Genomic DNA, 12,782 nt, shown 5'->3' with positions numbered 1-12,782 from the left:
GCATGACCGTACCCGCCATTCTAAAAAACCTGCGCCTGCCCGTCATCGGCTCGCCGCTGTTCATCATTTCCGGCCCAGACTTGGTGATCGCGCAGTGCAAGGCGGGCATCGTCGGCTCGTTCCCGGCGCTCAACGCGCGGCCTCAGGCGATGCTCGACGAGTGGCTGCACCGCATCACCGAGGAACTCAGCGCACATAACCGCGCCAATCCCGACCGCCCGGCAGCCCCCTTCGCGGTCAACCAGATCGTCCACAAATCCAACGATCGGCTCGAAAGCGACCTCGCGACGTGCGCGAAGTGGCAGGTGCCGATCGTCATCACCTCGCTCGGCGCGCGCGAAGACCTTAACACCGCGGTGCATGGCTGGGGCGGCATCACGCTCCACGACGTGATCGACGACCGTTTCGCGCGCAAAGCGATCGAGAAGGGCGCCGACGGCCTGATCGCAGTCGCAGCCGGCGCCGGCGGTCATGCGGGTCGCCTGTCGCCGTTCGCGATCATCCAGGAAATCCGGCAGTGGTTCGACGGCCCGCTCGCCCTGTCGGGCTCGATCGCGACCGGCGACGCCGTCCTCGCCGCGCAGGCGATGGGCGCGGACTTCGGTTATATCGGTTCGCCGTTCATCGCGACCACCGAGGCGAACGCGGATCAGGCGTACAAGGACGGCATCGTCGCCGGTAAGGCGTCCGACATCATCTATTCCAACCTCTTCACCGGCGTACACGGCAATTACCTGCGCGCGTCGATCCAGGCGGCAGGCATGGACCCCGACAACCTTCCCGAGGGCGACCTCAAGACGATGGACTTCGGCGGCGGCAACGGTTCCAAGCCCAAGGCGTGGAAGGACATCTGGGGCTCGGGCCAGGGCATCGGCGCGGTCACCGAGGTCGAGAGCGTTGCCGATCGCGTCGATCGTCTCGAACGTGAATACCGCGCGGCGCGGGCCCGTCTTTCGCTCTGACGGACCCGGCACCGACCGATCTCGGCTCGCTCAGAACAGACGTTTGAGCAAGCCGACATTGGTCTTGCCCAGCTCGACCACCTCGTCCCCGCGCCCGCTGATGATCGCCTTCGCCATATAAAGCGTGAAGCCCTTCATCTGCTCCAACGTGATCTTGGGCGGCATCGACAACTCGGTGCGCGCGGTGACGGCATCGAGCAACGCCGGCCCCGGATGCGCGAGGACGTCCCGGATCCCCGCCTCGACGTCACCCGGATCGGTAACGCGCACGCCGTGGATCCCGATCGCCCGCGCCATCGCCGCAAAGTCGGGGTTGTCGAGCGCGACGCCGGTCTCGACGAGGCCCGCCGCCTTCATCTCCATTTCGACGAACCCGAGCGTGCCGTTGTTGAATACGATGATCTTCACCGGCAACCCGAGTTGGCGCACCGTCAGCAACTCGCCCATCAGCATCGCCAGGCCACCATCGCCCGACAGCGTCACGACTTGCCGCTCCGGGTACGCCGCCTGTACGCCGATCGCCTGCGGCAGCGCGTTCGCCATCGATCCGTGGTTGAACGATCCGATCAACCGCCGCCGCCCGTTCATCTTCAGGTAGCGCGCAGCCCACACGGTCGGCGTGCCGACGTCGCAGGCGAAGACCGCATCGTCCGCCGCCTGCTCGCTGAGGACGCGGGCGACGTGCTGCGGATGGATCACACCGCTGCCGGGCGTCCCGCCGGCAAGATCGTCCAGCCCCTTGCGGGACTCGGCGTAATTCTCGATCGCGGACTTGAGGAAGCTGCCATCGCGCCCGGTCTTCACTCGCGGTATCAGCGCCGCAAGAGTAGCGCCGACATCGCCGACCAGTCCGATATCGATCGCCGTCCGCCGACCGAGATTTTCGGGGATCAGGTCGATCTGCGCGACCTTCGCCTTCTCCGGATAGAATCGCCGATACGGGAAATCCGTGCCGAGCATCAACAGTACGTCGCACGCCATCATCGCGTCGTAGCCGCTCGCAAAGCCGATCAGCCCGGTCATGCCGACGTCATAGGGGTTGTCGTATTCGACGAACTCCTTGCCCCCCAGCGCGTGGACGATTGGCGCCTGAAGCACGCCAGCGAGCGTGACGAGCTCGGCATGCGCGGTGCGGCACCCCCGCCCTGCCAGGATCGTCACCTTCTGCGCACCGTTCAACAGCGCGGCGAGTTCGGCGATGTCCGCCTCTGCCGGTATCGTCACTCGAGGGCGGCGGCAAGAGTGCGCCCTTCGACCGTGCCAGCGTACCCGTCGTCGATCGCAACGCAACATCGCCCGGCATCGCGACGACCGAAACACCGCGATGCCCGACCGCCGCCCGGATCGCCGTTTCCAGCGTCCGCGGCATCTGGTCGGCATCGGAGATCGTCTCGCAATAGACGCTGCATTCGCGGAACAGCGCTTCCGGCCGCGTCTCCTGGAAATAGTTCGAGCCCACCTCCCCGCTTGGCACCTGCGCCGCGATCGCCAACACCGGCACGCGCGTCCGGTTGCAGTCGTAGAGTCCGTTGATCAGGTGCATGTTGCCGGGGCCGCAAGACCCGGCACACACCGCGAGCTTGCCCGTTAGTTGCGCTTCCGCACCCGCCGCAAAGGCGGCGGCCTCCTCGTTGCGAACGTGGATCCACTCGATCTTGCCCTGTCGCCGCAAGCTGTCGGTCAAGCCGTTGAGGCTATCGCCAACGACACCGTAGATCCGCTCGACGCCTGCCAAGTGCAGCGTCTCGGCAAACAGGTCGGCGATGATGGTCTTGGACATGAGCAACTCCGGCAGTGATGGCGACCCAACTCGGCTAGCGAGACGGCAGAGGACAAACGCGTTCTGGTGCGATTGGGATGCAAGGAATGCAGGTGCATCATCCCCCCAGCGCGAACATCCGACGTGTTCGACTTCAAGTATGATAAATCCTGGTAGCGCGCCGCGTCATGCAAACCTAAAGACGAGGGCTCTGGCGCTGGGCAACCCGACCGGTCGACGATTGTTCGGCGGGGACGCTCACGCGGTGGCGGTATGAAGGGGGGATGGCGTGGACGACGCGATGATCGGTCGACGTGCGGCGTTGCTGGGGGGCGTTGCCCTGGCCGCTGGCTGCACGAACAACGGTCGGCTGACTGGATTGCCAGCAATGCCGGCCTTCGTCACGGTCGACGGAACCCAATTCCGGCGCGGCGGCAAGCCCTACCGCTATGCTGGCGCCAACATCTGGTACGGCGCGTGGCTCGGCGCGGAGACCGCATACGGCAACCGCGCGCGTCTCGGCCGCGAACTGGACCGCTTGAAGGCGCTCGGCGTGCGCAACCTGCGCATCCTCGGCTCGGCCGAAATGTCGCCGCTGAAGAACTCGATCACGCCCGGCTTCCGCGACAAGACCGCGACCTACAACGAGGGATCTGCTCAAGGGCCTCGACTGGATGCTCGCCGAGATGGCGAAGCGCGACATGACCGGCGTGATCTACCTGACCAACTTCTGGGAATGGTCGGGCGGAATGATGACGTATCTGTCGTGGGTCAACGGCGGCAAGTACATCAACATGAACGACTCTGCACATCCGTGGCCCGAGTTCGCCGACTGGAACGCCGCGTTCTATGCCAACGGCCGGGCGCAGGCGATGTACCGCGACTATATCCGCGCGGTCGTCTCGCGGACGAACACCGTGACGGGCGTCGCCTACGCCGCGGATCCGACGATCATGGCGTGGCAGTTGGCGAACGAGCCGCGTCCGGGCGGCGGCGCTGCGGTAGCCATACCCAACCTGCCCGCTTTCTACCGCTGGATCGATCAGACCGCGCGGTATATCAAGATGCTCGATCCCAACCACCTCGTCTCGACCGGTTCGGAGGGACTCAAAAGGGTTCGATCGAGCGCGAGGACGTCGTACTCGCCGCGCACCGCTCGCCGTCGATCGATTACCTCACGACGCATATCTGGCCCAACAACTGGACCTGGATGGACGCAGGTGATCTCGCCGGCACCTACGACGCGGGCGCGGCCAAGGTCGCCGGCTATATCGACGCGCATATCCGACTCGCGACGACGCTCGGCAAGCCGCTGGTGATCGAGGAGTTCGGTTACCCGCGCGACGGGAAGACCGCCTATGATCCGACCATCACGACGGTGTATAAGGATCGCTTCTACCGCCAGATCTATGCGGCGATCGAAGCCGATGCCAAGTCCGGCGGACCGCTCGCGGGCTCGAACTTCTGGGCGTGGAACGGCGAGGCTCGCACGCCGCATGCCGATCACCGGTTCCAGCGCGGCGACCTCGGCTATATGGGCGACCCGCCGCACGAGCCGCAGGGTTGGTACGGCGTGTTCGACAGCGACGCCTCGACGCAAAACGTGATCCGGGCGCATGCCGCAGCAATGGCGGCGTTGTGATGCCCGCCTTGTCGGATCGAACTGGAGCACATGGTATGCGTACGGTCCTGGGCCTGCTCGGTGCAGCGTTGTTGTCGACGTCGGCGGTCGCGACGCCGATCACCGTCACCGCGGTATCGAGCAAGCCCGGCGCCGCGCTTCCGATGCATATCGGCGGCCGGGTCGAGCGGACGTTGGACGGTTATCGACGCCAATGGCCGGGCACCTATTTCGAAGCGAATTTTCGGGGCGCAGGCATCCTGCTGAAGATCGGCGTCGGGGATGTCATCCTGCGTATCACCGTGGACGCATCCTCCCCCGACGACGCTCTTCAAGCCCAAGCCAGGGCTCTACCGCGTCACCGGCCTCGCCGACGGGCGTCACGCAATACGCGTCGACGTCGCCAGCGAGAGCCAGGCTGCACCGACCGTCTTCGCCGGATTTTATGCGGCGCCCGGAACGCGCGCGTTGCCCGCCCCTGCCCGAGCGCGGCAGATCGAGTTTATCGGCGATTCCCACACGGTCGGCTATGGTAACGTCTCGACCAAGCGCGACTGCACCGAAGCGGAGGTGTGGGCGACCACCGACACCTCGCAAGCCATGCCCGCGCTGGCCGCGAGGCGATACGGGGCGGACTATCAGGTCAACGCTATCTCGGGTCGCGGGATCGTCCGCAATTACAATGGCATGGCGGCCGACACGCTTACCGTCGCCTATCCCTTCACGCTGTTCGACAAGGCGACGCGCTACGTCGATCCGGCGTGGCACCCGCGCCTGTTCGTGATCGCGCTTGGTACCAACGACTTCACGACGCCGCTCCACCCCGGCGAGCCGTGGAAGACGCGCGAGGCGCTCCATGCCGATTACGAGCAGCGGTATGTCGATTTCGTCAAACGCCTCCGGGCCCGCGATCCGGACGCGCATGTCGTCCTGTGGGCGACCGACATGGCCGGGGGCGAGATCGCGGCGGAGGTGGGCAAGGTCGCCGCGCGTTTGAAGGCGGAAGGGCAGCGCAATATCGCGTTCGTGCCCGTCACCGGGCTCGCGTTCACGGGGTGCCATTCGCATCCGTCGACCGCCGACGATGCGCGGATCACGACCGCCTTGTCCGGCTATATCGACGCGCATCCCGAGATGTGGACGCACCGATAGCCAGCCTACCGCGATGCGGTCGTGGCGAGCCTCGACTATATCCTCGGCCGCAATCCGCCCGACCGATCCTACGTCACCGGAATCGGCACGCGCCCGGTGCAGCATCCGCACCACCGCTTCTGGGCCGCTGCGGCGGACAAGCGCTATCCCGCACCCCCCACCGGTCCGACGAAGGGGTGCGCACCACAAACGTGGTGGACCGCCGCGTTCCTGGACGCGACGCGGGGGCGCTAGGTCGACCAAACGCCGAGATCGTTACGCGATCGTCGATTGCCCGCGTCGGAACGTCACGCTACACCTTGCCCGTCGGCCCGTTCTCGGATGGGTCGGCATGATCGCAACCGGTGCTCCGCAAGGAGCTTAATAGGGAACGCGGTGAGGGTGGCTTCGACTACCTGATGCCGAGGCTGTCCCTGCAACTGTAAGCGGCGAGCGTGATGCACGTGCGTGATCGGGCAAAGTCCCCGGTCACCAGCCACTGGACCGATCGGTCTGGGAAGGTTGTGCATCGGGCGTTGACCCGTGAGCCAGGAGACCTGCCGGCGTGTGGTCGCTCTTGCCTGGTCCAGGGGATGGCCGAGGCACGGTACTCCGTCTGAGCGACGATGTGTGCGGTGGGGACCGCATGGGCAGGCGTGCCGGTCGCGATGGCGTCCGTCGGGTACGACTGCTCCCGTTCGCTTGGACGTGCTCGGGCAATCCGCTCGTGGCGCGCTCGACGGCGCACGTTCGAGCCTCGTGCTCGGTGACAGGCCCCCTGCCGGTTCGTCCGACGCCTCGGGGGCTTTTATATGTCGTTTCCATCACCGTATGCCGCGTTTGCCGCGTCGTTGCTCGTCACCTTCCTACCATCCCTGGCCAGCGCGCAGACCAGTGAGGATCGTTCGGCGAGTAGCGCCGACGATATCCTCGTAACCGGCCGCCATCAGGCCGACCTGACGGTTCCGAACTCGACCGGCAGCCGCCTGAACCTGTCGCCGCTCGAAACGCCGGCGACGCTGTCGACGATCGACGGCAATACGATCCGGGCGCGCGGCGACGTGTCCGTGAACGACGCGACCAGCCGCGCGCCCGGCATCACCAGCGTCGCCAACCTCGGCAATGGTGGCACCGCGCTCGCCGCGCGCGGGTTCAGCGGTCAAGGTTCGGTGCTGCAACTGATCGATGGTATCCGCCTCTTTCCAGCAGCCGGCACGATCACCTTTCCGAGCGACCCGTGGATGGTCGAGCGGATCGACGTGCTCAGCGGTCCGGCTTCCGTCCTGTACGGTCAAGGTGCGCTAGGCGGCGCGGTCAACGTGCTGATGCGCAAGCCGAATACGCGGCATACCGATGTGGACGGCGAGATCGGCTATGGATCGCAGGACAGTTTCCACGTCGCGGCCGGTGCCGGTGGACCGCTCGACGAGCATCTCTCCTATCGCGTCGACGCCAGCTACCGGCGGTCGGACGGGTATGTCGATCGCGGGCAATCACGAAGCTACGCGCTGTCGGGGACGTTGCGCTGGGCACCGAGCGATCGGTTCACCGTCACGGTGCGCGACGATTACGGTAACCAGAACCCGATGCGCTATTTCGGCACGCCGCTGATCGACGGACGGCTCGACCACGACAATCGCGACCGCAACTACAACACGCGCGACGGCCATGTCCGCTACCGCGACAACCGGACCAGCCTGCAGGTCGATTGGCAGCCGAGCGAGACGCTCACCGTCAGCAACCAAGCCTATCGGCTCACCTCCAAGCGCGCGTGGCTCAACCTCGAAAGCTATTGCTGGGTGGCGGCGGACGGCTTCTGTCCCAGTGGCGCGAATGACGTGCGCGCCACGCCGGGGGGCATCTATCGCACCGATATGACCGGGATCGTTCACGATCAGACGCAATGGGGCGACCAGGGTAACGTGACGCTCAAGACGCGGATCGCGGACGGCGTGACCAACGACGTCGTCGCGGGCTTCGACGTGAACCTTGTCAAGCTCACCTATTCGCACAATTTCGGCGCCGACCCGCAGGTCTCGGTGGTCGATCCGTTCGTGTTCGATCCTGGCGTGATCGTCGATACGCAGGGGATCGCACCGCGGTATCGCACACGGACGAACGAATATGCGATCTTCGCGGAGGATCGGCTGAAGCTTGGCGAGCATGTCTCGATCGTCGGCGGCATTCGCTATGAGCGCGATCGGATACGGCGCTGGACGATCGATTCGACTGCCGCCGTGCCAACCGAAAGCTTCGCGCTCGACAAGCGGCTCGGCAACACGACATGGCGGGTCGGGACGGTCTATCAGCCAGTCCCGACGGTCTCGTTCTACGCGCAATATGCCACGGGCGTCGATCCGCTGGGGACGCTGACGACCTATACGACCGGGCAGGTCCAGTTCAGCAATGCGAAGGGCGACCAGGTCGAGGCGGGCGCCAAGGCCGTGTTCCTGGGTGGCCGCGGCACCGCGACGATCGCCGCCTATCGCATCGTCAAGAAAGGGCTGTTGTCGCAACTAACCCCGACGAGCCCGATCGAGCAGGTCGGGCAGCGATCCGCGAAGGGTATCGAGGCCGCGGTGTCGCTGGAGTTGCCGGCAGGGTTCGGGATCGATGCCAATGGCAGTGTATTGGAGGCGCGGTTCGACGACTTCGTCTCGGGCGAAAGGAGTTTTGCCGGCAACACGCCACCCGACGTCCCCGAGACGATGGCAAACCTGTGGCTTAGTTGGACCGCGACACCGGCGGTCCAGGCGCGTGCCGGACTTCGCTATGTCGGGCGAAGATTCTCCGACAACGCCAATGTCTTCCGCATTCCGGGCTATGCGACGGTCGACGCGACGCTGTCCTACGCGGTGACGCCGCGGGTCGCGGTCGACGTGCATGTCTATAATCTGTTCGACGAGGATTATGCGATCAACAGCTACGGCGCGCAGCAATGGGTGCTGGGGCGGCCGCGCGCCTTGGACGTGTCGCTTCGTGCCGGTTTCTAACGCCGGCAGGCACGCGCGCCGGTGGCTGTACCTCGTGCACCGATGGGTCGGCATCGCCAGTTGCCTGTTCTTCGCGATGTGGTTCGGGTCGGGCCTGGTGATGCTGTACGTGCCCTATCCTTCGCTCTCGCCAGCCGAAACGCTGGCGAGAGCCCAGGCGATCGACTGGTCCGCCGTGACCGTGCCGCCGCCGCTCGATGGGGGGCGATTGCCGCAAGACCTGTTGCTCGAGATGCGCGACGGCGTACCGGTCTGGCGGAGCCAGGGCTGGGACGACGGGTGGCATACCGTTCCCGCAAGCGAGGGCCGGCATCTCGCCTCGGTGGACGCGGCTTATGCCGTCCGCGTCGCAAGCCGTTTCGGGCGAGCACGCGTCCTGAATGTCGAGCGGATCATGCGGGACCAGTGGACGGTGTCGGGTGGTTTCGACCGGCATCGCCCGCTGTGGAAAGCGACATTGGAGGACGAGGGCGGCACCAACCTCTACGTGTCGTCGTCCACCGGCGGGATCGTCCAGTCGACCGACCGGACCGAGCGGTTCTGGAACTGGCTGGGATCGGTGCCGCACTGGCTGTATCCGACCGTCCTGCGCCAGGACAACGCCGCCTGGCGACAGGTCGTCATGTGGGTTTCGGGGCCATGTAGCGCCGCGGCACTCGCCGGCATCTGGATCGGTATCCTCCGCGCACGCATCGGCACACGCCGGTTCAAGGGTGGGCGGATGACGCCGTATCGCGGGTGGATGCTCTGGCATCATGTCGCGGGGTTAATTGGCGGCGGTTTCCTGATCGCGTGGATCTTCAGCGGATGGCTGTCGGTCGATCCCTGGCACCTGTTCCGAAGTGCGGAACCGGATGCGCGGGCGGTGCGCGCCTATGCCTCTGCTGGCGTGATGCCGGCCGTCCCCCCTCGACCGGTTGCGCCATGTCGGCGCGGGAGCCGTCCGTGCGAGGATTACCGACTATGCGGCGACGCCCCCTCGTGGTGCTTGAGTATCCGAATGGTCGACGTCAGATTCTCGACGCCGCGACGCTTGCGCCGTCTCAACCGAAGCCAAATGCGATCGTTGCCGCTGCACGGGTGCTCGTCGCCGGCACGCAGCCGGTCGCGATCGACCGGCTGACCGAGCCCGACGCATATTGGTACGATACCGGTGGTCTCCCTCGCCTGCCGATGCTCCGATTGCGCTTCGACGATCCCGCCGCGACGTGGCTGTATATCGACCCCGCCACCGGCGACGTGCTGGCCAAGATCGATCGGCGCAGGCGGGCTTATCGCTGGGCGTTCGACCTGCTGCACAAATGGGATCTGACCATACTGACGCGGCACCGGCCGGCGTGGGACCTGCTGATCTGGCTGTTCTCGCTGGTTGGCATGGTGACGTCGGTCAGCGGCATCTGGGTTGGCTGGAAGCGTTTGCGACGCGGCTGATCCAGGCTTCAACAAGACGTTTCGCCCACGTGACAGCGCCACCGCGAGCGCGTAATCCTGCGCTGTGGCAGCACTCCGTCGCCTTCTCCTGGACCATCGCCAGCTAGCTGCTTGGGTGCTTGCGTGCGCGCTGGTAATGAAGATCCTGGTGCCCGCCGGGTTCATGCCGGTCGTCTCCGGAGGGCGCGTGACGATCGAGATCTGCGGCGGCATCGCGCCCGCGCAGACGGTGATGGCACCGATGACTGCGATGGCAATGACGATGACGATGACGATGCCGGGCATGGCGCATCATTCGGGCAAGTCCGATCATCAGGAGCGGGAGATGCCCTGCGCGTTTTCCGGCCTGACCGCACCGTCGCTGGCGGCGGTCGATCCGGTGCTGTTGGCGATCGCCATCGCGTTCATCGTCGGTCTCGTCCGCCACGTGAGAACCGCGGTACCGATCGCCGCGCAAGCCTATCTTCGGCCACCCTTGCGAGGCCCCCCGCCCTTCCCGGCCGCGTGATCCGTCGGTCTTCGGACCGCGCGCGATCACGATGCTTCGGCTGGTCCACCACGTCGGTGGACCGGTTTCGACACGCGCGGCAAGTCCGCGGGGATGAAGGTATCCGATCCGCACCTCGATGTGCGGACGGGTCCAGCAGGGATTCACATGTTCAAAACCATATTATTCGCGTCGGCATCGATCGTCGCGTTCTCGGGGACCGCCCACGCGTCTGACAAGGACGACGCGATCGACAAGAAGGCCGAGATCGTCGTCACCGGCCAGCGCGACCAGCTGAAGCTCGATCGCAAATCGGATACCAGCAGTCGCCTCGGCCTCTCGGTCCGCGAGACGCCTGCGACCGTCGAGACGCTGACGCAGGCGGACATGCAGGTGCAGGGGCTGCGCACCGCACGCGAGGCTTTCAACAGCGTCGTCGGCGCGATCGCGGGCAACGTCCCCGGCAACCCCGCGGTCGTGACGTTGCGCGGGTTTTCGGGCGGCGCCGTCTCGATCCTGCAGGACGGCGTCCGTATCTCCACCTCGACCGTGGTTCAACGCGATACCAATGTGTGGCATTTCGACCGGATCGAAGTGATCAAGGGGCCAGCCTCGGTGCTGTACGGCGAAGGCGCGCTGGCCGGCGTCATCAACAAGGTCACGCGCAAGCCGACGTTCGACGGCGACCATCTCGATGGCTTGCTGAGCATCGGCAGCTTCGACACGGCGACCGCGGCCAGCGGCGTGAACCTGAAACTGTCGGACACCGTCGCGGTCCGCGCAGACGCGAGCTATATGCATTCCGACAGCCTGTACGACGTCGACGACAATGCGACGCGCTCGGTCGGACTGACGGGCAGCATCCTGTTCAAGCCGTCGGCCGATTTGAGCCTGCTCTTTGCCGTCGACCATTACGAGGACCGGTACGACAGCAGCTATCAGGGGCTGCCGTTCGTCTCCGCCGCCGTCGCACGCGATCCGAGCGATGCATTGCGTAGCGAGAACGGCATGGTGCTCGACAAGGCACTGCGCCGTCGCAACTACAATCCGTACGGCGCCTATTCCGGCGCACGTGACACGACGCTGCGGTCGCGGATCGATTATGCGATCGGCGGCGGCTGGTCGGTCGCGAACGACTTCACTCGGTATCACGCCAAGCGCGACTTCGTGCTGAGTGGCGATCAGAACTTCACCGCCCCCACCGCCGCCTTCCCCAATGGCAGCTTCGCGCGGTCGGTCCAGCGCATCTACCACGACCACAGGTTCTGGAACGAACGGCTGGTGATCGCCAACGACAGCGTGATCGCGGGACTGCGCAACCGGTTCAGCCTGGGCGGCGAATATAACTACACGAACTTCGTCAACCCGCGCCAGCAAAGCCCGGTCGGTGGCAATGCGGCCGTGCGGATCGCGAACGTCGATCCGTTCGCGCCGATCGTCGGCGTCTTCCCGACCGGAGATGCCGCGTATTCGACGACCAACGTCGTCTATGACTCGAAGCTCAAGACGGCGTCGGTGTTCGCCGAGGATGCGCTCAACTTGACTCCGGGCTGGCTTCTGGTCGGCGGCGCGCGTTACGATCACATTGACCTGACCCGCGTCATCACCAACCTCAACGCGAACGGTACGGTCACGCGGGGCACGCCGACCTATGATCCGTTCTCCTGGCGGATCGGCACCACCTACGCCGTGACGCCCGACATAACCGTGTACGGCCAATACACGACCGCCGTCACGCCGGTATCCTCGATCCTGCTCCAGTCGATTGTCAACACGACCTACACGCTGACCAAAGGTCGCTCGTACGAGGTCGGTTTCAAGGCCGCCGCGTTCGCCAAGCGGTTGACGATGACCGGCGCCGCATACCGGATCGAGCAGACCAACATCCTCACGCGCGATCCGAACAATCCGCAGCAAGCCATTCAAGGCGGCGAGCAATCGTCGCAAGGCGTCGAGCTCAACATCGGCGCAGCGGTCACCGACACGCTCTCGCTGTCCGCGGGTGCCGCCTATACCGACGCGCAGTACGACCAGTTGAGCGAGCTGATCGCCGGCGCACGCATCGACCGCGCCGGCAACAGGCCGATCAACACGCCCTCGACCACCGTCAGCGGCTCGGCGCTCTACACGATCAAGGCAATTCCGGTGACACTTGGCGGGTTCGTCCGGCACGTGTCCGGCTTCTACACCGACACCGCCAACAGTTATTTCATCCGCGGACATACCACCATCGATGCGTCGATCAGCTATCAGGTCGCACCGCAAGCCTCGGTCTCGGTCCGCAGCCGCAATCTGACCGACGCGTTCTACGGCGAGTATTCGGGATACCCGACGACCAACGTCTATATCGGCGCGCCACGCAGCGTCGAAATCGCGCTTTCCACGCATTTCTGAGCAG

At 65.5% G+C, this 12,782-nt stretch carries 9 protein-coding genes, 2 pseudogenes and 1 riboswitch; of the genes and pseudogenes, 9 read left to right on the top strand and 2 right to left on the bottom strand.

The annotated features are described in order from the left end of the window. Positions 1-2 precede the first annotated feature (2 nt). Entirely contained in the window at positions 3-962 is a 960-nt protein-coding gene (locus NHF48_RS04625; protein WP_056059001.1) for an NAD(P)H-dependent flavin oxidoreductase, read from the top strand. 30 nt (positions 963-992) lie between these two features. On the opposite strand, the gene NHF48_RS24680 is transcribed toward NHF48_RS04625, so the two are convergent. Beyond that, positions 993-2,186 (bottom strand): thiamine pyrophosphate-dependent enzyme, encoded by a 1,194-nt coding sequence (locus NHF48_RS24680; protein ID WP_253070426.1) that lies wholly within the window; start codon positions 2,184-2,186, stop codon positions 993-995. Positions 2,187-2,454: 268 nt separating this feature from the next. After that, positions 2,455-2,742: pseudogene (locus tag NHF48_RS24675) on the bottom strand (thiamine pyrophosphate-binding protein); the annotation flags it as partial. A gap of 268 nt (positions 2,743-3,010) precedes the next feature. Between NHF48_RS24675 and NHF48_RS04610 the strand changes: the two are divergent. From NHF48_RS04610 to NHF48_RS04575, 8 genes and pseudogenes are all read left to right on the top strand, one after another. After that, positions 3,011-4,363, top strand: a complete 1,353-nt coding sequence (locus NHF48_RS04610) for a hypothetical protein (protein WP_253070425.1) — start codon at positions 3,011-3,013, stop codon at positions 4,361-4,363. A 261-nt stretch (positions 4,364-4,624) separates the two neighbouring features. Beyond that, positions 4,625-5,494, top strand: coding sequence for an SGNH/GDSL hydrolase family protein (locus NHF48_RS04605; RefSeq protein WP_253070424.1), 870 nt, complete (start codon positions 4,625-4,627; stop codon positions 5,492-5,494). Between the two features lie 15 nt (positions 5,495-5,509). Continuing rightward, positions 5,510-5,728, top strand: a pseudogene (locus NHF48_RS04600) (glycoside hydrolase family 9 protein); the annotation flags it as partial. A gap of 91 nt (positions 5,729-5,819) precedes the next feature. Continuing rightward, positions 5,820-6,053: riboswitch (cobalamin riboswitch) on the top strand. A 232-nt stretch (positions 6,054-6,285) separates the two neighbouring features. Beyond that, positions 6,286-8,466: a TonB-dependent receptor gene (locus NHF48_RS04595; protein ID WP_253070422.1), complete on the top strand. Its 2,181-nt coding sequence runs from the start codon at positions 6,286-6,288 to the stop codon at positions 8,464-8,466. Between the two features lie 34 nt (positions 8,467-8,500). Next, positions 8,501-9,589, top strand: a complete 1,089-nt coding sequence (locus NHF48_RS04590) for a PepSY domain-containing protein (protein WP_253070421.1) — start codon at positions 8,501-8,503, stop codon at positions 9,587-9,589. Then, positions 9,547-9,897 carry a hypothetical protein gene (locus NHF48_RS04585; RefSeq protein ID WP_253070420.1) on the top strand — a complete coding sequence of 117 codons (351 nt, stop codon included), beginning with the start codon at positions 9,547-9,549 and terminating at the stop codon, positions 9,895-9,897. Before NHF48_RS04590 ends, NHF48_RS04585 begins: the two co-directional genes overlap by 43 nt. Before the next feature lie 64 nt (positions 9,898-9,961). Then, entirely contained in the window at positions 9,962-10,405 is a 444-nt protein-coding gene (locus NHF48_RS04580; protein ID WP_342454576.1) for a DUF2946 family protein, read from the top strand. A 93-nt stretch (positions 10,406-10,498) separates the two neighbouring features. Continuing rightward, positions 10,499-12,778, top strand: coding sequence for a TonB-dependent receptor (locus NHF48_RS04575; protein WP_253070418.1), 2,280 nt, complete (start codon positions 10,499-10,501; stop codon positions 12,776-12,778). Positions 12,779-12,782 lie beyond the last annotated feature (4 nt).

It is taken from the genome of Sphingomonas sp. H160509, from assembly GCF_024124765.2.
Taxonomy (GTDB): domain Bacteria; phylum Pseudomonadota; class Alphaproteobacteria; order Sphingomonadales; family Sphingomonadaceae; genus Sphingomonas.
The sequence above is the reverse complement of the archived record's forward strand: the minus strand, read 5'-3'. Positions and strand labels throughout refer to the sequence as shown.

Excerpts from the sequence above, each read along its gene's own strand:
- NHF48_RS04595 (WP_253070422.1), top strand. The coding sequence starts at position 6,286 with ATGTCGTTTCCATCACCGTATGCCGCGTTTGCCGCGTCGTTGCTCGTC.
- NHF48_RS04575 (WP_253070418.1), top strand. The coding sequence starts at position 10,499 with ATGAAGGTATCCGATCCGCACCTCGATGTGCGGACGGGTCCAGCAGGG.
- NHF48_RS04625 (WP_056059001.1), top strand. The coding sequence starts at position 3 with ATGACCGTACCCGCCATTCTAAAAAACCTGCGCCTGCCCGTCATCGGC.
- NHF48_RS04605 (WP_253070424.1), top strand. The coding sequence starts at position 4,625 with ATGTCATCCTGCGTATCACCGTGGACGCATCCTCCCCCGACGACGCTC.